The following is a 24,848-nucleotide window of genomic DNA, read 5'->3' as shown; positions in this document are numbered from 1 at the left end:
GTGTTTGATGAGAAAAGGGTGCTTGGTTTGGATTGGGGCTTGCTTGGTCTTCTCTGCTGGAAATGTGAAACTGCTAAACCTAAAAAACCTTACTAAGTTAGAACCTCCTCTATGAAGTTCATTACTTACATTTTCTTGCAGCACTTTCCCTCTCTACTCCACATTTTTCTAATTCGTGCAAATTTGTTAAAATAAGGTGTAGATAAAATAATTAAAGGGAGTGAAAGAATATGAAAAGGAAAGATCGCCGAAAGAAAAAAAGTATGACCAAAATTTTATTACTGCTTTTGGTTTTGATAATAGGCGTGATTGTGTATGTCTTCCTCAATCAAAAACAAGCTGATAAAAAGGCTGAAAACTCTGTAGCAAATATTGCTTCAAAAGAAAAAAATACTGTTTCAAAAAATTCCTCTGAAAAGAAAGTGTTGCTTTCTAAAGACGAAAATCACTTGCCTATATTAATGTATCATTATGTTACTTCAAATTCTGATGAGCTCCCTCAAGATTCTAATAATATAGACATTGTGGCTTTCGAAAATCAACTAAAGGCCCTAAAAGAAAACAACTACAAAACTGTCAGTGCTGCCGAAGCACAGCAGTTGCTAACAAAAAAGGAAAAGTTGGATAATAAACTGGTCTGGCTCACATTTGACGATGGCTCCGTTACAATGTACACAAGAATTTTCCCATTACTAAAAAAATATAACATGCACGCCACCTCATTTATTATTACAGATTATGTGAATAACGGACAAGGTGGAATCCTTACATGGGACCAAATCAAAGAGATGAAAGAAAGCGGGCTAGTGGATTTTGGAAGCCATACAGCCCAACACTTTGATCTAGGTCTACAAACTGCCGAACAACAGCAAGAGGAACTTTTGAAGTCCAAATCAGATTTAGACAAAGAGCTAAACCAGAATACCGATATGATCTGTTACCCAGCTGGTGGATACAATCAAGATACGCTTAATATTGCTGATAAACTTGGCTATAAATTTGGGGTTCTTGATCCTGGGCGTAATGGTGCTATCGAATCTGATGCTAAAGAGAGTGACGGACTTCTTATGCTTCCTCGCTATAGAATGTTAGATACAACAACACCCAATGACTTGTTGAAAATGCTTGAACAATCTACCGTCTATAATACAGAAAACACGATTGAAAAATAATCAAGCTTATCACAGAAGAACGGACTTAATTTCGACCTAAAAATAATTTTTCACAAACACAAAAACCTCTCTATTAAGCGGTTTTCATAATCATGTAAAGTCATGTAGGTGTATATTTAAGGCGCCTAAGCCTTGGCGACTCACAAAATTTGACAAACTCGGTCGTTATGATATAATGGTTTCAACGAATATTGTAGTGAGCATTGCTCACCGCTTAAACCGAGGACTGGCAAATTTCCTCGGTTTTTTGTTTTTCAAATTTCAAACAGCAAAAAATGCCCCTCTGGCAAAGGGGCGAAATAGTGGACTAACGGCGCTTACGTCGGTCTTTCAACCAATCCTTGACCAGCTCAAGGACTACTCCGACCACTATCGGAGCGACAACTGATACGAATATTGTAATGAGCATAAACTCACCTCCTTTCTAAGACGTGATTGCATCAGAAAGGTGCGCCGAAAGTTATTATAGCATAGTCTGACAAGTCTATCGGTTAAAACCAAAAAATCCACCCCTAGACTTTCCAAAGTTCAGGACGGTTTTAAACTACACATCTAAGAAATTAGGAGTGCCAAGAAATCTTTCTCTACAAGATATGTACATCAAACATAACATTTGACAAGTCATTCAAGAATTGATAGACTAATCTTGTGCATCAAGATTGCACAATTAATATAGTTAAATCATCTCTTGATAGTAAACCCCCCACATATCCGGGAAAGGTTGAGGTCAGGAGATTTTTGTATTTTAAGGAGAAAAAATGACTAAAGTTGCAATATTAGTAGATGGTGGATTTTATCGCAGAATATCGAATAATGTTAAAGGACATAAAACAGCAAAAGAAAAAGCTGATGAGCTTTACGGTTACTGCTTACGCCATCTTAAAGGCATACATAAAGAGGACGAATATGATGAATTATATCGTATTTTCTACTACGACAGTGCACCGCTCAATAAAGTTGTCTACCATCCATTAACCAAGAAAAATATAGATTTTTCTCGATTAGATAGCAAAAAATGGGCAGAGGATTTTTATAGTGAACTTTCACGAAAAAGAAAAGTCGCTTTAAGATTTGGAGAACTTAGCGATGGTAGCGCTGCTTATAACATAAAGGCAGAAACAACTAAAAAACTTCTTAAAGGTTCTAAGAAAATCGAAGATTTACAAGAACATGATTTATCATTGAATGTTCAACAAAAAGGCGTTGATATGCGTATTGGGTTAGATATAGCTACCCTTGCTTTCAAAAACCAAGTTGATAAAATTGTTCTCATAGCAGGCGATAGTGATTTTGTTCCGGCTGCAAAATTAGCACGTAGAGAAGGGATTGATTTTATGCTTGATTCCTTGGGAAATAATATCAAGGACTCATTATCAATGCATATTGATGGTCGAAGAACCTGCGATAATGATTACATCAAGAGATATTAAAACAAAAAAGCCACCCAAGTTTGGCGACTGCGGAACGGCTTTAGATTAAGTACAAAAACAACACGGCACTTGTGTCTTTTCTTGTACTCCGTTTTACAAGAAAAAAGGAGTTAAATGAAATTATGGCAAGTTTCAGAAAGCGTGGAAAAACATGGGAATTTACAATTTCAAGAGCAAAAGAAAATAAACCACCACTCACAAAAGGTGGCTTTAGAACCAAAGCTGATGTAATTGAAGCAGCTGATAAAGCGAAGACCGAACTTAAAAACGAGTCACAATTTGCATGAGACATTACCCTATATGATATATGATTATTTTGAGCATGTATGACTTTACTTGATTTTTGAAACACAAAAACCGCTCTATTAAGCGGTTTTTAATATAATACACTATAATACAATGCATTAGGAAAGGCGGCAGACGGATTTGAACCGACGATCAAGCTTTTGCAGAGCCATGCCTTACCACTTGGCTATGCCGCCACAACATTAATCATTATATCGAAATCTAAGCGTAAAAGCAAGAACTTTTGTGGCTTTTTCCCCATCAAATTCCTGTTTCATTCTTCCATTTTAACAAGCACCTGCTAAAGACGAATGTATATCTTCTCTTGAACATCACGCGTTTTTGAGCCAACTCTTGGTGCTTCAGAGCAATCAATAGCCCAGAATACATGTAAAAACAAAAAGTACTCAACCTCACCATTCTTATGTATGGGCTTGAGTACTTTTTCACTTTTGGGAATGTTGTCCCAAATCGTTTATTTTTCTCAAAGTTTTTGTCTATTATATTACTGGTTTTCCAGCGCTTGAATACGTTTTTCCTGACCGATGATTTCACCAGCCAAGTCTTTGAAGGTAATTGCGTTCATCAGATGGTCTTGAGCATGTACCATATAGAGGTCTATTTCTGTATGGATACCCTGTGCTTCCTTCGTCAACATATCTGTCTGAACATCATGGGCTTGAAGCAACTCTTGATTAGACTCCTGAAGGGACTTTTCTGCTGCTTCAAAATCTCCTTCTTTTGCCTGTTGGATTGCTTGAAAGGCCAGACCTTTAGCATTTCCTCCATGCATGATAATGCCCATCACAATTTCCATTCTTTCTTCGTTCATTACATCCCCTTTATTTCCTAATCTTTATCTCTGTTTTACTTCATCAGTGCTTCTGCTGCTTCTAGGACTTTATCTCCTCGCATCATGCCATAATCTTGCATTTTTATCACATCCATCGGCACATCAGCGGCAGCTGCTTTCTTTTGTACTTCTGCCTTCATGAAGCCTACTTGTGGTCCTAAAAGAAGAACATCTGGTTTAGGATTGGCAGCGAGCATATTGTCAATATCCGCTGTTGATTTTGCAAAAATTTCGTAGTCTTTTCCCTTGTCTGCAGCTGCTTTTTACATTTTTGAAACCAAAAGAGATGTGGACATCCCCGCTGCACAAGCCAAAGCGATTATTTTATCAGCCATATTAATTTTTCCCCTTTTTCTTTTATAGTTTTAAGTATACCGCTTTCATTTCTGTTTTGCAAGTGCTCTCACTAATGAAGACAAGGTATTTTATAAGTAATCACCATTATTTTCGATTAAGCTCTTATACCAGTAATAAGAATCTTTAGGAATTCGTTTTAAACTCCCTTCCATACGCTCATCTTGGTCAACATAAACGAAGCCATAGCGTTTTTGATAACCATTCAGCCAACTTAACAAATCTGTATAAGACCATGTATGATAACCTATAACCTGAGCACCATCTGACATTGCTTCTTTTATGGCTTTCACGTGAGCTTCTAGATAGTTGATCCGGTGGGCATCATGAACTTTTCCAGATTCCAACTTATCATATTCTCCAAGACCATTTTCCGTAATCATCACTGGGATACGATAGCGGCTAGTGATACGGCGTAATGCAATCCGCAAACCTACAGGGTCTATTTCCCAATCCCAGTTTGTCCGCTCAACAGCTGGATTAGTCACGCGCTTGTACAGTCCCGGAATCCCTTGCTCACCACCAGAGCCCTTGACACCAGTCGTGTTCATTTTACCCAGAGTTACCCCACCTTCTTTTGGATTCCACGCATTTGCAGCAGTTTGATAGTAATTAATCCCTAAAAAATCAGGTTTGGCGGACTTTAACAGTTCAAAATCACTTACTTCTGTTTCAAACATCAAGTCATTTTCTTTAAGATAACTTAAAGCTGCGATGGGATACTCCCCATAACAATAAACATCCATCCAAAAGTGCGCAAGCATTTCTTCGGCATTTTCAGCAGCTAAAACATTAAGAGGATTTGCATCTATCGCATAGTTCGGCGTGTAGGCAAAGGAAGGACCTATTTGCCCCGGCATTGCCATATCATGAAATTTATTGATAACTGCTGCATTTGCTAAGTTTGCATGGTGATTCACCTGATAAAACAGTTTCATATCAACCTTCCCCGGCGGATGTGTCGCTAATACCCAGCCGTGCTGAGTAAAAATATTTTGCTCATTAAGGGAAACCCAATATTTTACTTTTCCTTTGAAGGCTATAAATAAAGTTTCAGCATAATTGACAAAATCCTCAATGATTCGACGACTTTCCCACCCACGGTACTCATCTTCCAAAGCCTGAGGCAAATCCCAATGGTAAAGGGTGACCACAGGTTCAATATCATGTGCAAGCAGTTCGTCTACTAGGTCCGTATAAAATTTCAAACCTTTTCTGTTGATTTCTCCTCGTCCTTCAGGAAAAATACGTGTCCAAGCAATCGAGAAACGGTAGGATTTCAGTCCCATTTCTGCCATAAGTGCCACGTCTTCCTTATAGCGATGATAGTGATCAACAGCTATATCACCAGTTGTTCCTTGAAATGTTTTCCCCGGAATTCGGACAAAATTATCCCAAACAGAAAGTCCTTTGCCATCTTCATCATGTGCCCCCTCAACTTGATAAGCCGCTGATGCAGAGCCCCATAAAAAGTTTTTCGGGAAAGCTTTAAGTTTTTTATGTTCCATTATAGTTCCTCTCCATTTGAGGCAATGACTTTACTGTACCAAGCAAAAGAATCTTTCTTCGAGCGTTCCAAAGTTCCATTTCCTTCGTTATCTTTATCCACATAAATAAAGCCATAACGTTTCTTCATTTCACCTGTTCCAGCAGAAACAAGGTCAATAAAGCCCCAAGGTGTATAACCTATCAAGTCCACGCCATCGTAGTTCACTGCCTCCTTCATCGCTTCAATGTGGGCTTTCAAGTATTCCACACGATATGGATCATGAATGCTGCCATCTTCTTCGACTTTATCCACGGCTCCAAAACCATTTTCAACGATAAAGAGTGGTTTTTCATAACGTTCATTGAACCAGTTCAAACTGTAGCGTAGCCCTAATGGATCGATTTGCCAGCCCCATTCTGACACTTGGACATATTGGTTTTTTACTAAATCTCGGTTTTCAATATAATCAAAAGTTGGAGCCCCTAGCTTCTCTTGCTTTTCCGATTTTTCAGCTGTACTTGGCATATAGTTCAGTTTAAGACTTGGGTCAATCTTTTCAGCCTGATCTTTGATGGCAAAACTCATATAATAACTAAAGCCGATATAATCTACTTCTCCTTTAGCGAGTTTTTTAATATCTTCTTCTGTTATATCCAAGTCAAAACCTTTGCGTTCAAAGTATTTGAGAATATAGCTTGGATAATGTCCACGCGCATACACATCAGTAAACCATAGACGTCGTTGCATCGCAATCTGCGCTGCCATCATATCTTCTGGTTTACATGTCGCCGGATAGATAGGACACATGGCAATCATACATCCTATTTGAAACTCCGGATTAATTTTGTGGCCGAGCTCAACAACCCGTGCTGAAGCGACCAGCTCATAGTGTGCAGCCTGATACATAATCTTTTCACGATTTTCACCTTCCACAAACTTCAGGCCCGAGTTAGTAAAGGGGGCAAAATCCATGTCAAAATTCGCCTGATTATTAATCTCGTTAAAAGTCATCCAATATTTGACTTTATCTTTATAACGTGTCATCACGACTTCAGCAAATCTTACAAAGAAGTCAATCAATTGACGATTACGCCAGCCTCCATATGCCGTAACCAAATGATAAGGCATTTCAAAGTGCGAAAGCGTAATGACTGGTTCGATACCATTTTTCAAGCATTCATCAAACAAATCATCGTAAAATTGTAAACCTTCTTCATTTGGTTCCTGTTCATCCCCATTTGGGAAAATACGCGTCCAAGCAATGGAAGTGCGGAAACAATTCACACCCAATTCTGCAAAAAGTTTGACATCATCCTTATAACGATGATAGAAGTCAATGGCTTCATGATTAGGGTAATTTTCACCGGGTAATACCCCATCGGTAATCCGACGCTCAACCCCATTTGCTCCAGCAGTCATGACATCAGCAACGGAAACACCTTTTCCACCAGCCTTCCAGCCACCTTCAAGTTGATGGGCAGCTACCGCGCCGCCCCACAGAAAATCTTTTCTTAAAGTCATTTTTCCTCTCTCTTTTCTCTAATTCTAAGGTTTGAACCTGCGTTTCTTTGCATTCTAAACATCCTCCCCTTTTCTAAACGCTCAGCTCCCCTCTATAAATATAATCTCATATGCCACTTTGTGAAATTACATTTATAGAAGGGAGATCAAGCATTGGCTTAATCTCAACTTTCTATTATGCTTGTTCGGCTTGCTCTGCTTCGTATGCTTCTTTTTCTTGTTGTACAAGAATCGCATCATATTTCTTAGCAAATGGCCAATAAATAATCCCTGTGACAAAAATCATTAATGCCTGCCATAAAGCCCCTTGCCAACCTCCAACAATCAAACCTGAAAGGATAGGTGGTGTTGTCCAAGGCACATACATCCCATTAAATGGAGGGATAATATGTAGTGCAATAGCTGCATAGGTTCCGAAACCTGAAACCAGCGGTGCAATCAAGAACGGGAAAGCCAAGATTGGGTTCAGGACAATAGGCATACCAAAGAGTACAGGCTCATTGATATTGAAGAATGCAGGTGCCAGAGTCAATTTCCCAATCGTTCTCATTTGAACGGAACGTGCACGATAAATCATAAAGATAACGAAACCAAAAGTCATTCCTGAACCTGTTACTGTAATAAATTGGTCCATGAAAGCTTGCGTTACAATGTGTGCACCATGTTCAAGTGACAGCTTTCCTTCTTGGAAAAGTTTAAGGTTATCTGCGTTATTTGCTAAAAGCAATGGACTCATAATACCGCCAATAACTGTTGCACCATGCACACCAAACCACCAGATAAACACAGGGAGGAAAGCAATTAGGAAGACACCTAGAGGCCCATCTGCAACATGTTGCAATGGTGTTTGAATCAAAGTATAAATCCACTCAATTGGTGTTTGGTCTGTTGTCAATACAGACAGGGCATAGACCAACATAGCGCCAAATGTAATCGCAAATGCAGGAATCAAAGCCCCAAACGAATCAGCAACATTCGCTGGCACTTGTTCAGGAAGTTTGATACGGATGTTTTTCTTCATGAACCAAGAATATGACCAGCCGACAAGCAAACCACCTACAATCGCAAGAATCATCCCTTTGCCGCCCAACCAGGCCGCATCAATAACTCCATTAACTTGATATTCCCCAACTACAGCAGAACCATCAATAATTTTAGTCACTGTTGAAATGGAGCTTGGTTGAAGCATAACCATAACGATAATAGCAGTCAACCCTGCAGAAGCGCCTTCAAAACCTTCACTTTTTACCCACGAATAAGCAATACCAAAGGTTGCAAACAAGGCCATAATACCAAATGATGCAGCATATGCTTGATTAAAAATCGGTGTCCAACCAATCTGTGAAATCCAATCTGCAACATTTTGTTGCGGGAAGTTTGCTAAGATAAGGAAGATTGCCCCAATAATGATGAAAGGAATAGGATATAGCATACCGTTTTTAATCGCGGTCACGGCTTTTGTATTCAAAAATTTCATCATTGGAGGCATTAGTTTTTCATTGATAAATTTATTCATATTTATACTCCAAAATTTTATTTTATATATTAACGCATTAAGGCCTCTGCAGCCGCAACTACATTTTTGCCGTTCATCATACCGTAATCCTGCATTTTGATGACGTCACATGGAACGCCTGCTGCAGCTGCTTTTTTTATGGCTTCTGCCTTCATGTAGGCCACTTGCGGACCAAGTAATAACACATCCGGTTTATTTGTTCCAGAACCTACTAACATGTTATCAATCTCTGCTACTGATTTAGCAAAAATTTCATAGTCTTTTCCTGCTTCTTTAGCTGCTTGCTGCATCTTGGTAACAAGCAGCGAAGTAGACATGCCTGCTGCACATGCAAGTGCAATAACTTTTTCTGCCATTTCCTCCTCTTTCTCCTTTCTTTTTCTTTTGAGCTCATAATTATTATAACGCTTTCAGAAAAGGCTTTCAATGCGTGGTCTTCTGCGGTTTTTGTAAAATGAAACAAAATAAAAAACGCTTAAAATCGCGGTTTTTGAGATTTTCATTATTTAAAAAAGCAAAAAAACTTGCACAAATTCGCAAGTTTTTTAAAACATGTTTCTCTTTTTGAAACAAATCACCTTTTCAATTTTCTAAAAAATGGAGTGTTTTATGCGCAAGAACTTCAAGGACGGCAACAACAGGCAACTGAGTTGTCAAATTTCCTAAAGGATAAAGTTTGGACCACTCTGGAGTCAAGTTATAAAAAAGTTGTAAGTCTGCAAGTCTCCCTACTGTACTGTCTTCATTATTAGTTAAAGAAATGATTTGCGCTCCTTCCTGCTTAAATTCTAACTCCTTATTGATAATCTGGATTGTTTCTCCTGAAGCAGAGAGAATCAGAGCAATAACATTTCCTGTATCATTAATTTGAATGGCCTGAAAAGGATCATTGATGACAAAGGCCCGCAAACCAGCATTAACAAAGTACTTACATGCATAATCAGCCAAAGAACCTGAATTTCCAATCCCCATAAAAACAGTATAATCTGCCTTAGCAATCATTTTTGCCGCTTCATTTAAACGTTTTTGATAACTTTCGGAATTCATACGACGTAAAAACATGTCAAACTCTAACATGTTGTCATAATGCTGTTCTTCCGCTGTTTTGGGTTTGCTTTGATTTTTAAGAAAGAATTTTAGTTCTGACCAGCCATTAAAGCCTAACTTTGTACTCATTCTTACAATCGTTGTCGTTGAAACATGGAGCTGGCTTGCCAAACTCCGAATGGTTGACTTTTGCACCTTTTCTGGCGATTTTATGATAAAATCAAGAACCAGCGTTTCTAGCTCATTGAGCTTGCTTATCTGTTCTGGCTGAAACATCTGAAAACTCCTTTATACAGCTGAAAATAGTGTGAATTTAATTAAATAATAGCCCAGAGCCAAGGTCTCTCTAGCATAATGCCCAGCAACTCGCAGAGGAGACGTGCGAGTTACAGCAGCATAGCCTTGGTAATTCTCATATCCTGACTTTGAAGCCAAATAAAGGCTGCGATACAAATGAAAATCACTAGTGACAATGAGTACCTTCCCTCGAACATACTTTTTAGAAAACGCGAAATTCTCAACAGTATTTCGCGCTTTCTTTTCCTCAATAATCCGACTAGCCTTAAGTCCATGTGCTTTAAGATAGTCCGCCATACCTTCAGCTTCCGTCACGGGAGAACCCGCACTCTGATAACCCGAAACAATCACACGCGCTTGTGGATGCTGTTGCGCAAGTTTCAAACTCACATCTAGTCTCTCCTGAGTCGTCGGCTCTGGTTTTCCATTTGGAGCGATTCGACTTCCAAGAACCACTATCGTTTCTAATCCCTCTATGTTTTCTGGGCGATGATTAGAGGCACTCAAAATCAAGCCTAGGCAAAATAAGGCATAAACACATCCCAAGGCAAGAACTATATTTAAAACCCTAAAGAATTTTTTCATTAAAATTTTTGTTTACGCGCTTCACGTTGCTTACGTGCATTTTTGTTATACTCTGCACGACGCTTTTTCATATTTTCTTCTTCTATAGCCCATTTTAGAGCACGTTTGTAACCTGGTTTGACCTTTTTCTTACTTTTAGCCAGTTGACCACGTAACTTGTTAGACAATTCACCCGTCTTGGCTGTACGTTTTTCACGACGGTCACGATCATAGGAGTCTACAATTTCGCCGTTCTTCACAGCTTTAGGTTGGAATCTTATTCCCATTTTTTCGATTTCACGAATGGCTGTGTCATCTGCTGGGCTATAAAGTGTAATAGCCGTTCCAGATAGGCCATTGCGCCCTGAACGCCCCACGCGGTGAACAAAGAAAGACAGGTCACGTGGAAGCTCGTCATTAATAACATGGCTCACCCCTTCAATGTCAATACCGCGTGCTGCAATATCTGTAGCAACAACAAACTGATAGTCCAAGTTTTTGATGCTGGCCATGGTACGTTTGCGCTCACGTGGAGGAATATCCCCATGAATTTTAGCCACTTTTATACCATTACTTACAAGAAAATGGTGAATATCATCCACGCGACCTTTTGTATTTGCAAAAATCATTGCCATATAAGGATTTGTTGCTTTTGAAAGCTGAAGCAAGATTTGATTATGTGAGGCGCCTTTTGTTGATATCAACCAGTTTTCAATCGTATCTGAGATCACCGTTTTCGTTGCAATCTTTTCCATAACTGGATTATTCAAATATTTTTTGAGGAAAGGCTGCAATTTTTGAGGAATAGTTGCAGAAAAGACCAGCATTTGTACTTTTTTACCAAAACTTGCGGCAATCTTATCCACATCCGTCAAGAAGCCCATATCCAAAGTCATGTCCGCTTCATCAACAACAAAGGTAGAGGCTGTATGAACATCCAAAGCCCCTGACTTGATTAAATCTTGAATACGCCCTGGTGTACCAATAACAATATGCGGTTGTGCTGTTTCGAGCTTCTTAATCTGGCGTGCCTTATCTGTCCCTCCGACATAGTTCACCACTCGAATCGCCTCGTTAAATTTAACAAATTCTTGAGCAGCATGATAAATTTGTGTGGCAAGCTCACGTGAGGGCGCAGTAATAACAGCTTGGACCTCATCAAGATCTGTATTCAATTGTTGGAAAATAGGGAGTAAGAAAGTATGTGTCTTTCCTGAACCAGTTTTAGATTCCCCTACCAAATCACGGCCTGATAAAACGACAGGAATCAGTTTTTCCTGAACGGGGGTCGGCGAAACAAACTTGATTGCCTCAAGCGTTTCATTGATATAATTCTTAAAGTTAAATTCTGTAAATTTCATAGCTCCTATTATAGCATGAATAAAGTATTTATAAAACCAGAGTCAAGTTTCAAGTGTAATTCTGTCATAAAAACTTCGCTTTAAAAAGAAGTTTCCTTTAAAGAGTCATTTCACATAAGGAGCTGTTTTAGCTCATGGATTATTTCTAGAAATGGCATTGATAGGCTGCCCTTCCTGTTTCCAACAGTTTCAAAACCCTGAAGCATCTCCTGACCAAAGCAAAAATAGTCAAACCGAACTCTGACTATTTACTTCATATTCTTTTTCATTTTATATGTGTATAAGAAAAAATCCAACGCTTTATAAACTTAAGTCTTATAAAGTATTTTTTGTCAGTTGACTTAATAAATCTTCAAAGGCAACTTCATATTGTTGGATATTTCCAGCACCCATAAAGACATAAACACCACGATCGTGGTCCAATAAAGGTGAAACATTTTCTACCGAAATCACACGGGCAGGTTTACGCACTTTATTTGCAAGGTCTTGCGCCGTGATTTCATGATGATCAACTTCACGTGCTGAACCATAAATTTCTGCAAGATAAACCGTATCTGCCGAATCCAGCACTTGAGCAAACTCATCTGCAAAAGCAATTGTCCGTGTAAATGTATGCGGTTGGAAAACAGCAACGATTTCACGATCTGGATATTTTTGGCGTGCAGCATCGATAGTCGCTTCAATTTCTGTTGGATGATGTGCAAAGTCATCAATAATAATTGTCTCCCCGACCCTTTTCTCTGTAAAGCGGCGTTTTACACCGGAGAAAGTCAAGAGATAATCAGCAATATCATTCATATCTAAGCCAAGCTGATGTGTCACACCGACCACAGCCAAAGCATTGGCAATGTTGTGCTTTCCATAAGCAGGTACAACAAAGTGTCCTATCTTCTCACCACGGAAGTAAGCGTCAAATGATGAACCACGTGTGGAGCGAATAATATTCTTTGCTTGATAATCATCCCCATCTTCAAAACCATAGTAGTAAATAGGTACTTCTGCCTTAATTTTACGCAAATAAGGATCTTCACCAAAAACAAAAATACCTTTTTTAATATTTTGAGCGTAATCTTGGAAAGCAGAAGCGACATCCTCAATATTTTGGAAGTAGTCTGGGTGATCAAAGTCAACATTTGTGATGATTGTATACTCTGGATGATAAGGCATGAAATGGCGCTCATATTCATCAGACTCAAAAACAAAATACTTACTCTCTGCGTTCCCGCGTCCTGTACCATCCCCAATCAAATATGAAGTATCCGCAGCATTTTTCATAACATGAGCAAGGATGCCTGTAGTTGAAGTTTTTCCATGAGCGCCAGCCACACCGATGCTGATAAAGTCTTCCATAAAGTGCCCCAGAAATTCGTGATAGCGCTTGAAGTCAAAGCCATTTTTTTCAGCAAAAGCAACTTCTATATTATTGTCTACACGAAAAGCATTACCCGCAATTATTTCGACATCTGGTGTGATATTTTTCTCATCGAAAGGCAGGAGAGGAATTCCAGCTTCTTCAAGGCCTCGTTGGGTAAAGTAGTAATCTGTCGTATCAGATCCTTGAACCTTTTTCCCCATTTGGTGGAGCATAAGCGCGAGTGCACTCATACCTGCGCCTTTAATTCCGATAAAATGATATACTTTTTCCATGATAAATAAGAAATTTCAGCCGGAACTGAAATCTTTTCTCCTTCTTTTATTTAAAGTCCACGATCAAACAAGTTCTTGCGTTTATTGTCAAAATACTCATTTTTAGCAGTTTTATTTTTATCTTCCACTTTTTGGGGCGAACCTGAAATAATTGCTTCATCAAGATTCAAACCACGTTTTTTCATATCCCGAATAGGATTATTGTTTACCGGACGCCTCGGAGACATCGGTTTTTGCTCAATTGCTTTTTTCTCACCAAGGGGAGATTTAGAAGCATTAAGTATTGCTGATGAACGGCGCATAGAAAAGTCATCCTTGTCGCGCTCTAAAGGATGAACATAGTTTTTGGGACGTTTAGGAGGCACTGCGGCTTCTCTTTTAGCTTTTTCTTTTGACTCGTCCACACTTGTTTTTTTAGGCATCTTATCAAAAGAACTGTAACCACTATGATTGCTATTTAGCGGACGATGCTGTGTACTATAGCTAACCTTAGTTTTTATTGGCTTATAGACATCCGAACGTTTTTTATCAGACATTTGAACATTACTAAAAGAAGCCTCGTCTTGTTGACTAGGATTTTTGGTGATTAACTGTGAGTTCGTCATGATGACACGTGTATCTTTTTCAAGCATTTCATCATCATCGATGATTGGAAATACAACTCTTCTTCCTTGGTTCATTGCTTGTCCTACTTATTTTTGTTGGTCTTAAAGCTTTTTCTTTACATTCGTTAAAAAGCTTATTTTTTCTTATTTTTTTCTTAGGTAAATGATTCAACTATTATTATATCGCATTTTCAGTGATTTTTAAAGTTATAGTCCCAAAATTTCTCGGATTTCTGCTTCACTGAGTGTCTTGTCAATCACATCCCCATCTAAAACATTAGCAATCAAACCCTTCTTACGCTCTTGAATCTCCATTATTTTTTCCTCAATCGTCCCTTGTGTAATCAAACGAATGACTTCAACCGTACTTTTCTGCCCCATACGATGTGCTCGTGCTATTGCTTGTTCTTCTACCGCTGGATTCCACCAGAGATCAACAAGGATAACCAGATCTGCACTGGTAAGATTAAGGCCTACTCCTCCTGCCTTAAGAGAGATAAGGAAAGCATCACGACTTCCCGCATTGAAAGCTTGAACCATTTCTAAGCGCTCTTTTACTGGTGTTGACCCTGTCAACTTATAAGCTGTAAGGTCCAATTTTTCCATCGCTTCTTCAATATGAGGAAAAGTTTTGGTGAATTGTGAAAAAATAAGGGGACGATGACCGGAGCCCTTGACCTGCGCTAAAAGCTCCATCAAACTATCAAGCTTACCAGAGCCCCCTTCATAATTCTCCATGAAGAGAGCTGGTGTATTACAAATTTGACGAAGACGTGTGATACCTGCAAGAATTTCGATGCGCGATTTCTTAAGACTTGCGCTGTCCATTTGACGTACCGAACGTTGCATCAGCTCCAGCTGCGCCAAGTAGATAAGTTTTTGCTCTTCAACCATATGATTACGCAAAGTCATCTCCATCTTATCTGGCAACTCTGTCAAAACATCTTCTTTTTTACGGCGCATAATGAAAGGATGTATGATACGCGCAATAACTTCTGGTGACATTTTATTGAATATCTCACGCTTGGGCAAAAAACCTGGCATGATGACTTGGAAAATGGACCAGATTTCTTCCAAACGGTTTTCCAGTGGTGTTCCTGACAAGGCAAAAGTATGTGCCACATTGAGCTGACTCAGTGCTCTGTTTGTCTTGCTGCTGTAGTTTTTAACAGCTTGCGCCTCATCTAGGAGAAGGTAATCAAGTTCCTTGCTCTGATAATCATCAAAGTCTTTGAGGAAACTTCCATAGCTTGTAATGTATACTTGATGTTTCCCCTGAATCATCGCATCACGTTCTATTTTCATCCCATCTACAACAACATAATCAATCTTATCCGTGAACTGCTCAAACTCACTCGCCCAGTTATAAATAAGACTTGCGGGAGCAGTAACTAAAGCCGTCTCACCTTCCTTCAGATTTGAAAGCAGATAAGTGATGGCCTGGATTGTTTTCCCCAGTCCCATGTCATCCGCTAAAATGCCCCCCAAATGGTAATGCGTAAGCATAGACATCCAACGTACACCCGTTTCCTGATAGCTACGCAACTCTGCTTTCACATGCTCAGGTTTTTCGTAAGGATAGGTTTCCGGATGTGTCAAATGCTTATAGAAGGCCTTAAATTCTGCCGAAAAGCTGCTGCTTGATATATTCTCAAATATCTTAGAAACCTGAAAACTCCGTGTGACATTGACTTCCAAGCTCGTTCCACTGATAGTAAAATTATCATCAAGCTCGCGTAAAGCCGACTTCAGCTGGCTAAATTTCTGGTCAAAGATAAATAATTTGCCATTTTCACTGACATAATACGCTGCATTATTTTGCAATTGTGCAATGACATCGGCAAACTCATTTTCACCGATACTTGGCATTTCAAAGGCAATATCGAGCAAACTCCCACGACGGTCAATTACGATTTCGGGAACTTCATCAACTCTCATAGCCTTCAAAGCAGGTGAAAGTTCCACCTGGCCGAGCTTCTGAAATTGTGGCAAAATGTTGATGAAAAAGGTTTCCGCAAATCCTGCCGAAAGTGTCACACTCCCTGTAAAAGAACGCGCAAAACCAAAACGCGCCATAAGTGTAAATATTTTATTTTCTAGGCGTAAATCACGTGAAAATTCAAGAGTTTCCAGCTCATGGAAATGGGACACTTGGAAATTGCCATAGTCAAACCGGACAGACAATTCGATAGTCTGACCGTCAGGGTTAGAAAAATAAAAAATAGGCCTAAAAGGACGAATAACAAAATTCTCAGGTGCTGAGATTTGGCCTAGAGTAGAAAGCTTCTGAAGGGCTTGAGCTACCTTATCTTTATCCGTGTATGAAAATTGATTGTGTTTTTCACCTTCCAACTCCTTCTGAACCAACTGTAAAAGACGTTTCTGTTCATGGTTGACCTTATAAAAGACGTTCTTGTAATACAGGAGCGAACCGCTATAAAAAGAACTGAACGCATGATCTTCAATCTTTAATTCAATAAAGTCTCTTTGGCTCATAACACTGAACTTGAAAATTTCCGAGTCTTTGTCTAAAGAAGCAAACGTAAAATAGTTAAGCAAACTTCCAAATATTCTTAGGCTAAAGCGTGACAGATTTGAGGCCAAGTCCATAGCTTCCTCAATAAAAAGATAAGGAAAATTAAGATAGCGTCCGTTTTTGATATAGAGCTGATTAGCTATTTGTGTATCTAACTTGCCATGAATCTTTAACAGAAAGTTTAAAAAATCCTGACTGGCCTCATCAAAGTTGTCAAAAAAGAGATCAACATAATGAAGGGCGCCCAATGAATACTGCCCAAAATTTTGTAAAGTTCTCAAAAAATAAGGGATATCTTTGATGACATAGGCTCTTCCTAGACGTTCACTGTATAGGCGCAAGTCAAAATACATGAAATAATCCATAGAGAAAACATCATAAAGTTGCGCACTATCTTCAACATATACCTCAAGCGAAAACTGATCTGCTCCAAAACTTACCTGTGTTTCACCATTCAAAGCATCCAAAAAAGAGACATTGGCAGCCAAGTCATCATTTGCAACCAACTCTATCTTTTCCAGATTTTTCTTATCCACTTTGTTCTCTTTAGCTTCGTTCTTGAGATATTCTTCAACTGCAGCGATATGCTTACAATACCGATGATTACGCTGAAAATCAGGACAGGAACAATAATCCTGTGCGCCATCCATATCATAAATCACCTGCTCTCCATCAACATCAACGGAAAGCTTAAAATCTTCTATTGACGGATCCATCAAAAGCCCCTGATCGTATAGGGCGATTCCCTCACTGCGCACGCGCGCCGGCATCATTCTGCTCATCTTATTTTTATCCTATTTTGATGCCTTCTTGCATCAACTCTCCGTCTTTTTTCTTACTCATCCTATTAAAATGTGCATATATTATACCATATCTCAAAGCTTTTTTCACGACAGTCTCCAGAAAAAGAAGCTTTGCTTTTGACCATAAAAACTCTTTTTATAAGCGGTGTTCATCTTTCAGTAAGTCATTACTTGATGCTGTCAGTAACTCCAAAAATGTTTTCGAAAAAGCTTCTGGTGGTTCAGGAAAATCTTGGTTCAGCCAAGCTGTAACAATGCTGATAATATTTTTAGAGATAATCCTTACTTTGAAATCTTCTGACACATGCATTTTCTTCCGTGAATCATTTTCATCTAAAAATGGCAAAAAGTATGTACTTAGCCTCGTTTCAACTATTCTTCCATAATAAGAATCCATAGAAGTGGTCGTTAAGACCCTAAACCAAATCCTATACTTATAGACAATGGGTAAAATTTCCTTCGCAAAAAATGTAAATGGTGATTCCTCTTCCTTCATAACTGCGCTGTCCAAGCGCTTAAATATTTCCAAATTCATTTTGTTTCTGATGTCTTCCAGTATCTCCTCTGTATTTTTATAATGCTTTTTATAAATAGCCTGTCTGCTTACATTCGCTTCTCTCGCGATTTCACTTAGCGTAAAATGCTGTTTATTTGGCTCTTGTAATGCTAAACGGAAAAAGGAATTGATTATATTTTCACGTGTTCCTAACCCCATCTCTCGTCCACCTTCTCTTTAATTTTTTAATTATTAATTTTTATTAAAAGACTTCAGGGATAATTTTAATAAAAAAGTTGACACTTTGCAACTAGAAACTCATTTAAAGATAATAAACAACTTGTGTTATTGCATTTTTCGATGCTTGAAAACCGCGCAACTCATACAGAGTGTCAACTTTTAACAGATTTACACTTCATGAGAATTGTGTTAATTTTAATATAAAGAAATACACATTCTATATATTCACATTAAATTTATAATGAAAGGATTTTTATGCTTAAATCTCAAAAAATATTAAAGACCTTCCCCTATGTAAGCTGCATACTGCTTCTTATCAGTGGAACATTTTCTGGAATTCCTGCAAGTCCTGCAAGAGCCAATACGCTGCAGGCCCAAGAAAATCCCTCTGGAATTACTGGACTAACCGATGGTATCATACATAAGGGGCAGCCGAAAAAACAGATTCCTGGAAATGGGCAGCCCTATCAGATTGCCCAAGGAATAACAGTATCTGGCAACCAAGGCTCTGCCGAGTGGATATTCACTGCCGATGAAACTGCAATACCTCATACCAGCCTCACTGTCTACGTTTGTGGTGTTGGTAACAGCTATGTTACTTATACAATCACGATATACGGTGCCGGAACATACGTTCTCAATGCAAGCCAATACGGTGCATTTAATCAAGGTTTAGCCCTTGAAGCACCTGAACAGCCCATCGCATTAAGCGGTTCTGTACGCGTCCATTATGTTGATGAGTCTGGTCACTCTATTGCAGCAGTTGAAAACCTAAAAACACTGTCATGGCTTGAAGGGGATCCCGTACCACAGTATCAAACCCTCAATACGCCTCTGTATCGTGAAAGCATAACTTACAATGGGGAAATGTATAAACTTGATACAAATCTCATCCCGAGCAATGCCAACGGCTTTTATCTTCCCGGTCAAACTATTGACATTACTTACTTCTACAAGCTCTCTGCTCCATTAGAAGTGAGTGGTGATGTGGTTGTACGTTATGTTGATGAAGAGGGAAAAAGTATCGCAAACGATAAAAAGCTTTCAACCTTGTCCTGGTTTGTCGATGAAACAGCTCCTGCCTATCAAACCTTAGATACTCCCCTATATCAGGAAAGAATTAACTCTAAGGGAAAGGTTTATGAGCTAGATGTAAACAAGATTCCTGATAACGCGAACGGCTTTTATATGGCCAACCAAACACTCTCTGTAACCTATATTTATAAGTTAAGAGAAATTCCAGAAAAACCAGAAGAAATTTCTGATATTCCAAAGACAAGGGATGACTTCACCCTTGAAACAAAAGCTGTTTCGCCCAAGCCTCTAGACAAATCATATGCAAAAGAGAAGCTCCCAAAAACCGGTGAAAGGCCTACCTCGAGCATCGTAAGCATTGCAGGTAGCGGAATATTGCTCGCCCTGTATTACATTATACGAAGAAACTAAATAGAAGATGTGAGATAATTCCGACAAAAAAGCTTCACACAAGGTATTCTGCCCCTTGTGTGAAGCTTTTTTTAAACTTTTTATCGTCTCCTTCTTCCATTAGTCGTTTCAACAAAAGCCAAGTGCTACAAAGAGCTGTTTTTCTCTACCAGCTCCAGCTTACAAACACAGCTTATTTCCTGTCCTCACAGTTAAAGTAAAAAGCCGACTCAACAGTCAGCTTAAATTTTGAATCAATGTTTCGATGAGTACATCCCTATCCACAATCCATTGCGCTCGATTGTCTGCCAGATGCACCCGATTGGACAGGAAAATCACTGCTTTTTTCATTTCTAAATTCATCAAGATAAACGTTCCTGTATAACCGGTGTGCAACAGCCATTGATTCTGAATGAAATCCCAAGCCAAACTCCTTGGACGTTGACCAAAAGCAAAATTCTTTTGAAGCATCAGATACTTTTCATCTGCAAAATAAGCCTGTACAAACTTCACCAAGTCACCCATTGGCGCAAAAAGCCCTGCGGAGCCACAATGTCTACCAAGCACTTGCGCCTTAGGGTCGTGAACGCTACCTACTTTTACATCTTGACTTGTAGGAACAGCATTTAAGACAGGACCAAATGATGTATCATACATCTCCCATTTCTCAAATACCTGCGCTTTCAAAATTTCATCTAGAGGTCGATCATAAACTTTTTCAAGCATAAAGCCCAGTAAGATGAAGTTAATATCCGTATAGTGGCAACTCTTGTCCGCTGTCACTTCAATGTTATCAATGGCAGCCTTCAAACCAAAAAAATCCAACTCATCACGATTCTTTATAAAAGGATTAATTCCTGTTGTATGTGTCAGAAGCTGCCGTAACGTTAGCGTATCATCATGAAAGTCAGGATAATACTGTGTGAAAGGAGCATCAATGTCCAACTTGCCAGACAAAACTAGATTAATCACGGCTGTGCCCGTGCCCACAACCTTAGATACAGAAGCCAAATCCCATTTTTTGCCCGAAACCAATAGTTTTTCTTCTGGTACAATTTCCTGATTCCCGCGAATAAACTCTCGGACATGCTGTCCTTCCAAAAGAGCAAACTGACAGCCAGGAAAAACGCCTTGATTGACGTAGTCATCAATCTTCTCTAAAAACTCTTTTTCTTTTTTCATAAGCCTTGCTTTGTGAACCAAAGTTCCATATGCTGCGGAATATCAACCGCAAGTGTCTTCGCTTTTCTATCCAAATACAGTTTGTCTGTGGATAAACTCTCTGCAAAGCGCACGAGGTCAAAGTCTTGAGACACCTGAAAACGCAAAAGCATCAAGTCTAACTTTTCATCCACAGATGCTGACAGATCAGGGCCCTCATCTTCATAAAAGACAAGGCGTAAGTTAGGGAGCTCAATGTTATTCCCCACCGCTTTTACCCCAAGTATGTGTTCGTACGCTGTAACAATAGCTTTGTCCTCTATATTAATCTGAACTTCTTTGACAGAAAAATCTGACAAGCCCAAAAACTCCCCCTCATCAAAGTCCACATCAGACTTATCCACCTCAACTAAATCTGACCAATCCTCTACAGAAACCATTAAAAAAACATCATTTTCTGGAGACACAGCTTCAAAAGCCCAGCTGTCTTTTACTTGATAAAGATGAGAAACTTTGTCTATATTACGAGCGAGAAGCTGCTCAATCTCATCTCCATCTGCCTGAATAACTGTACGGCCGTGTTTTTTTACGCCTTGAACAGAAGCCAGACCTGGAGATTCTTCCAGTATTATTTTTGGATCTTTTACTGTATAACCCGCCAAAAAAACTTCAGCATTTTCTTCATGAAGAACTTTCAAACCTAAAACTTCACGGTAAAAATTTAAATTTTCTTCGCGGTCTAACACGCGATAGCCAGGCAAGCAAACTTCTAAGTTATCTATAAATTCTTTCATTTTATTTCTCCATTAATCTTCTTACATTTTATTAAAAATTATTCAAAGTATCAACGATTATATGTTAGAATTATTTTATGAACAGATTTAAAGACATCATAAAAAAACCTTGGACTTGGACGATACTCCCTGCTCTTCTCTTTGCCCTTCCCTTTTCTTTAGGGAAAGGCTGGCTTCAGTGGTTATGCCTCAGCCTCATTCTTTACCTTATTAGTTTGATTTTTACCTATAAAAAAGCGATATGGTTCGTGTTATTTGTGCTTTCTTTATTACCGAGTTTTACTACGGTACTTATAAGCCAACTGCACTCAGAAAAAGCTTTTTCTTCACTCGAACAAGTCGTCTTCTTTTTTATTTTCTTTCTCTCTTTAGGCTTATCTTATTTTCTAGCGCGGCGCCGAAAGATTATCCCTCCCATTGCACTTAAGGAATTTTCTCTGGGGAAAATTTTTCTAGGTTTTGGTGCTCTTTTCCTCACTTCTCTCTTCGTGAACCTACTTGCCCAAGCTCTTGGACTACATACCAGTACGGAAAACCAAGAGGCCTTAGATAAACTTGCTCAGATAATTCCCCTAGGCATCTTTGCCACTCAAACCATCTTTGCTGGTTTTTTTGAAGAGCTGACTTATCGTGTCGGTCCTTTTGAGATTCTCTTTGAAAAAAACAAAATTTTAGCCTTTCTTACAGCCAGCTTACTTTTTGCTGCTGTGCATAGCCCAACAGACCTTTACAGCTGGCTTCTCTACGGTTCCATGAGCTTAGTCCTAACAAGCTTCTATTTTAAATATCGAAACTTCTACCTCAACATGACTATCCATATGCTCTGGAACTTCCTTGGCATAAGTGCGACATTTTTGATAAACTAAAGCCATTATGATGTAGTTAATACTGTAAAATTTAAAAAATTTGCACAATGGGTGCTCTTAGAATCTCTAAGAGCTGAGAAACACCATCTGACCTGATCTGGTTAGTACCAGCGTAGGAATGTGTCTGTATAGGAGGTCTTTATCCTCCTTCTCTTTGACCCTCCTTTGTGCCTACAAAAGGAGATTTTTTTATGTCTAATTCTAAAGCTATAGAGCTTACTGAAACGGCTATCGCAGCTGCCTTAGCACTTATCTTGAGCTTTATTTCTGTCAACTATGCTCAGGTGTTCTACCTTGAACTTGCAGTCATCCCACTGCTTGTTTTAGCCTTGCGCCGAGGGGCGGTTTGGGGAATGGCTGGTGGTCTTATCTTTGGCTTACTCTTGATTGTTTTAGGGCAAGCGACAGTGCTTACACCTGTCCAAGTTATTTTAGAGTATATCGTTGCGCCGGTTTCTCTTGGAGTAGCCGGAACTTTACGGCGAAAAGACTCAAGTAAGCCTGAAACAATCTTAGCCCTTGTCTTTTTCGGTGTCCTCAGCAAATATTTTTGGCACTTTATCGCAGGTGTTATCTTTTGGGGACAGTATGCTTGGAAGGGTTGGGGAGCTATTCCCTACTCACTGGTTGCTAATGGCATCAGCGGGCTCGCAACGGCTACGCTTGCCTCTCTTGTTTTACTCCTTATATCAAAGGGAGCACCTCAAATTTTTCAGAGGAAAAAGTGATATGATATAATGAAAATATGAGCAAGAAAAGAAAACTAAAGAAAACACTGGTTGAACAAATCTTGGACAAGCATCACATTAGTCACGAAGCTCTTGCCATAAATGCCTTGGAAGATAAGCTGCTGCCTAGTGATATTGAGCGCAGTGACATTTACAAAACACTTGCACTTAGAGGTGATAAGAGCGGACCTATCATTGGTATCCTCCCCTTAACAGAACATCTTTCGGAGAAAAAGTTAGCCAAAGTTTCAGGCAATAAAAAAGTCCACATGATTCCACAAAAAGATTTGCAAAAGACTACGGGGTATATCCATGGTGCGAACAATCCTGTAGGGATTTGGCAAACTAAAAAATTCCCTATCTATATCGATACTCTCGCACTTGAAGCAGATAAGATTATCGTATCAGCAGGAGAAGTCGGGCGTTCCATCCGTCTCAAGCCTAGGGATTTGGCAGCTTTTGTCCATGCAGAATTTGCTGACATCCGTGAATTTTAGAGAAAAGGGAAAAACTAGTTTCGCCCAATGATAGCTTTCTCTTTTTTCGCCTTCTCAACCTCCTACTCTATAAAATAACACTTTACAAAACTGGCTAAAACAGCTAAAATTAAGCTATGTTACCTAAGATTATTGCCACTTTGTATCCTCTTATCACATGGCTTATACTTGTTTTTGCTTTTAAATTTTTGCGTATCCGTCAGTTGACACGTCGTAAACTCCTTATTGCCGATGTGTATGTTCTGTTCTTGATTTATGGACTTCAACTTTTTTCAGAGCAACTCACTGCTGTAAACATTTTACCCTACTATCTTTTAATCTTATCAATCTTGGCTCTAATCTTGCTGTTGCTTGATTTATTCTACTATAAAGCTTTCAGCTACAAACGCTTCTTTAAGCTTTTTTGGCGTATCACCTTTATAGTAACGCTGGCTCTCTATATCGCCATGATTGTGATGATTTATTTACATTAGGAAACAAAACATTTTTTCAATGCTTCTTAAGTTAGGAAGATAAGGATAAAATCCCAAAACAAAAAACGCTTAACTCTGTGCACAAGGATGCCGCAGTTGAGCGTTTTTTCTTCTCGTTTCAAGCGCTTCTACTCTTTTTGTTTCTGAAAAAGCTGTCTTATTGGCGAACGATTAGGGCTGGGCGTGTACCTCTAAGTCCCCACATGTTATCTCTGGCGCCACCATCGCTGAGCCCTCCACTACCAGGGAATACATTCCAAGCATGTATGTCTGTTGCAGGTGTACGAAGCCACCATCCAGAATCTCCTGTTGCCAGTCTTTCTGAATTACTAGGAAAAGCACGGTCTGAACCTGATAAACGTGCCACATCAGCTAAAGAAAGGGAAAAAGCACGCGGCGTTCCACTTAAATCAACTTGGGTTTCATCGGCCACCACCTCTGGGAATTCATGCAGATTTTCAGGAAGAAAGCCAGCATCTATAATGACGCTCCCCAAACCCGTTTCTCCTGTGGTAAAACTATCCGACACAGGTCGCACCATGGCTTGGACATCTAAGCTAAGTTGACTATACCATTGATTATTACGGTCATTTTGACTATTGAAGCTTGCACCTAGCACTCCATTCCGAATAATCAAATGATTCCCACCCCCTTGATTCTCCAAATAACGGTACTGTTCCCCAGCCAT

23 protein-coding genes, 1 tRNA gene, 2 pseudogenes and 1 riboswitch are annotated in these 24,848 nt (G+C 39.2%); of the genes and pseudogenes, 8 read left to right on the top strand and 18 right to left on the bottom strand.

Annotation, left to right across the window (positions count from 1 at the left end; all coding sequences use genetic code 11):
- The first annotated feature begins 230 nt into the window (after positions 1-230).
- Positions 231-1,172, top strand: a complete 942-nt coding sequence (locus tag B4H39_RS02575; RefSeq protein ID WP_202231215.1) for a polysaccharide deacetylase family protein — start codon at positions 231-233, stop codon at positions 1,170-1,172.
- A 307-nt stretch (positions 1,173-1,479) separates the two neighbouring features.
- Here B4H39_RS02575 and B4H39_RS02570 read toward each other — a convergent pair whose 3' ends face one another.
- The gene (locus tag B4H39_RS02570; RefSeq protein ID WP_202231214.1) at positions 1,480-1,581 is read right to left on the bottom strand and encodes a type I toxin-antitoxin system Fst family toxin; all 102 of its coding nucleotides are present in this window, start codon (positions 1,579-1,581) and stop codon (positions 1,480-1,482) included.
- A gap of 349 nt (positions 1,582-1,930) precedes the next feature.
- Here B4H39_RS02570 and B4H39_RS02565 point away from each other — a divergent pair, with 349 nt between their 5' ends.
- Both B4H39_RS02565 and B4H39_RS02560 read left to right on the top strand, forming a co-directional pair.
- Complete coding sequence (locus tag B4H39_RS02565; protein ID WP_202231213.1) at positions 1,931-2,602, top strand: NYN domain-containing protein; 672 nt, start codon at positions 1,931-1,933, stop codon at positions 2,600-2,602.
- Positions 2,603-2,724: 122 nt separating this feature from the next.
- Positions 2,725-2,889, top strand: a complete 165-nt coding sequence (locus B4H39_RS02560) for a hypothetical protein (protein WP_202231212.1) — start codon at positions 2,725-2,727, stop codon at positions 2,887-2,889.
- 124 nt (positions 2,890-3,013) lie between these two features.
- On the opposite strand, the gene B4H39_RS02555 is transcribed toward B4H39_RS02560, so the two are convergent.
- From B4H39_RS02555 to B4H39_RS02490, 14 genes and pseudogenes are all read right to left on the bottom strand, one after another.
- Positions 3,014-3,084: transfer RNA gene (locus tag B4H39_RS02555), tRNA-Cys, on the bottom strand.
- A 308-nt stretch (positions 3,085-3,392) separates the two neighbouring features.
- Positions 3,393-3,719: a PTS lactose/cellobiose transporter subunit IIA gene (locus B4H39_RS02550; protein WP_202231211.1), complete on the bottom strand. Its 327-nt coding sequence runs from the start codon at positions 3,717-3,719 to the stop codon at positions 3,393-3,395.
- Between the two features lie 35 nt (positions 3,720-3,754).
- Positions 3,755-4,075, bottom strand: a pseudogene (locus tag B4H39_RS02545) (PTS sugar transporter subunit IIB).
- Positions 4,076-4,165: 90 nt separating this feature from the next.
- A complete protein-coding gene (locus tag B4H39_RS02540; protein WP_271328262.1) occupies positions 4,166-5,602 on the bottom strand; it encodes a glycoside hydrolase family 1 protein in 1,437 nt (478 codons plus the stop codon).
- Positions 5,602-7,104 (bottom strand): 6-phospho-beta-glucosidase, encoded by a 1,503-nt coding sequence (locus B4H39_RS02535; protein WP_251422075.1) that lies wholly within the window; start codon positions 7,102-7,104, stop codon positions 5,602-5,604. The genes B4H39_RS02540 and B4H39_RS02535 overlap by 1 nt, the downstream gene beginning before the upstream one ends.
- A gap of 175 nt (positions 7,105-7,279) precedes the next feature.
- Positions 7,280-8,620 (bottom strand): PTS sugar transporter subunit IIC, encoded by a 1,341-nt coding sequence (locus B4H39_RS02530; RefSeq protein WP_202231207.1) that lies wholly within the window; start codon positions 8,618-8,620, stop codon positions 7,280-7,282.
- Positions 8,621-8,649: 29 nt separating this feature from the next.
- Complete coding sequence (locus B4H39_RS02525) at positions 8,650-8,976, bottom strand: PTS sugar transporter subunit IIB (protein WP_202231206.1); 327 nt, start codon at positions 8,974-8,976, stop codon at positions 8,650-8,652.
- A 226-nt stretch (positions 8,977-9,202) separates the two neighbouring features.
- Complete coding sequence (locus B4H39_RS02520) at positions 9,203-9,943, bottom strand: MurR/RpiR family transcriptional regulator (protein WP_251422071.1); 741 nt, start codon at positions 9,941-9,943, stop codon at positions 9,203-9,205.
- Positions 9,944-9,955: 12 nt separating this feature from the next.
- Positions 9,956-10,549, bottom strand: coding sequence for a YdcF family protein (locus tag B4H39_RS02515; protein WP_202231204.1), 594 nt, complete (start codon positions 10,547-10,549; stop codon positions 9,956-9,958).
- Complete coding sequence (locus tag B4H39_RS02510; protein WP_251422068.1) at positions 10,549-11,889, bottom strand: DEAD/DEAH box helicase; 1,341 nt, start codon at positions 11,887-11,889, stop codon at positions 10,549-10,551. The genes B4H39_RS02515 and B4H39_RS02510 overlap by 1 nt, the downstream gene beginning before the upstream one ends.
- 315 nt (positions 11,890-12,204) lie before the next feature.
- On the bottom strand, positions 12,205-13,536 hold the full coding sequence (murC, locus tag B4H39_RS02505; RefSeq protein WP_202231202.1) for a UDP-N-acetylmuramate--L-alanine ligase: 1,332 nt from the start codon (positions 13,534-13,536) through the stop codon (positions 12,205-12,207).
- Between the two features lie 50 nt (positions 13,537-13,586).
- Positions 13,587-14,216: a hypothetical protein gene (locus B4H39_RS02500; protein ID WP_202231201.1), complete on the bottom strand. Its 630-nt coding sequence runs from the start codon at positions 14,214-14,216 to the stop codon at positions 13,587-13,589.
- A gap of 132 nt (positions 14,217-14,348) precedes the next feature.
- Complete coding sequence (locus B4H39_RS02495; RefSeq protein ID WP_251422065.1) at positions 14,349-17,459, bottom strand: DEAD/DEAH box helicase; 3,111 nt, start codon at positions 17,457-17,459, stop codon at positions 14,349-14,351.
- A gap of 157 nt (positions 17,460-17,616) precedes the next feature.
- On the bottom strand, positions 17,617-18,195 hold the full coding sequence (locus B4H39_RS02490; protein ID WP_251422062.1) for a TetR/AcrR family transcriptional regulator: 579 nt from the start codon (positions 18,193-18,195) through the stop codon (positions 17,617-17,619).
- A 276-nt stretch (positions 18,196-18,471) separates the two neighbouring features.
- On the opposite strand from B4H39_RS02490, the gene B4H39_RS02485 reads away from it, so the two are divergent.
- Positions 18,472-19,662, top strand: a complete 1,191-nt coding sequence (locus B4H39_RS02485; protein ID WP_251422059.1) for a MucBP domain-containing protein — start codon at positions 18,472-18,474, stop codon at positions 19,660-19,662.
- Positions 19,663-19,878: 216 nt separating this feature from the next.
- Here B4H39_RS02485 and B4H39_RS02480 read toward each other — a convergent pair whose 3' ends face one another.
- Both B4H39_RS02480 and B4H39_RS02475 read right to left on the bottom strand, forming a co-directional pair.
- Positions 19,879-20,823, bottom strand: coding sequence for a serine hydrolase domain-containing protein (locus B4H39_RS02480; protein ID WP_251422056.1), 945 nt, complete (start codon positions 20,821-20,823; stop codon positions 19,879-19,881).
- Complete coding sequence (locus B4H39_RS02475; protein ID WP_251422053.1) at positions 20,820-21,596, bottom strand: CppA family protein; 777 nt, start codon at positions 21,594-21,596, stop codon at positions 20,820-20,822. The genes B4H39_RS02480 and B4H39_RS02475 overlap by 4 nt, the downstream gene beginning before the upstream one ends.
- A gap of 77 nt (positions 21,597-21,673) precedes the next feature.
- Between B4H39_RS02475 and B4H39_RS02470 the strand changes: the two genes are divergently transcribed.
- The 4 genes from B4H39_RS02470 (at position 21,674) to B4H39_RS02455 (ending at position 24,160) form a co-directional block, all read left to right on the top strand.
- The gene (locus B4H39_RS02470; RefSeq protein WP_251422051.1) at positions 21,674-22,462 is read left to right on the top strand and encodes a CPBP family intramembrane glutamic endopeptidase; all 789 of its coding nucleotides are present in this window, start codon (positions 21,674-21,676) and stop codon (positions 22,460-22,462) included.
- A gap of 37 nt (positions 22,463-22,499) precedes the next feature.
- Positions 22,500-22,598: riboswitch (TPP riboswitch) on the top strand.
- Between the two features lie 55 nt (positions 22,599-22,653).
- On the top strand, positions 22,654-23,190 hold the full coding sequence (gene thiT, locus B4H39_RS02465) for an energy-coupled thiamine transporter ThiT (protein WP_251422048.1): 537 nt from the start codon (positions 22,654-22,656) through the stop codon (positions 23,188-23,190).
- Between the two features lie 17 nt (positions 23,191-23,207).
- The gene (locus tag B4H39_RS02460; RefSeq protein ID WP_251422045.1) at positions 23,208-23,687 is read left to right on the top strand and encodes an aminoacyl-tRNA deacylase; all 480 of its coding nucleotides are present in this window, start codon (positions 23,208-23,210) and stop codon (positions 23,685-23,687) included.
- 116 nt (positions 23,688-23,803) lie between these two features.
- On the top strand, positions 23,804-24,160 hold the full coding sequence (locus B4H39_RS02455) for a DUF3397 domain-containing protein (protein ID WP_251422042.1): 357 nt from the start codon (positions 23,804-23,806) through the stop codon (positions 24,158-24,160).
- A gap of 157 nt (positions 24,161-24,317) precedes the next feature.
- Here B4H39_RS02455 and B4H39_RS02450 read toward each other — a convergent pair.
- Positions 24,318-24,848, bottom strand: a pseudogene (locus tag B4H39_RS02450) (hypothetical protein); the annotation flags it as partial.

This window comes from Lactococcus sp. UBA7128 (assembly GCF_002492185.1).
In the GTDB taxonomy this organism is placed as follows: Bacteria; Bacillota; Bacilli; order Lactobacillales; family Streptococcaceae; genus Lactococcus; species Lactococcus muris.
This window is presented reverse-complemented; position numbering and strand designations above follow the sequence as displayed.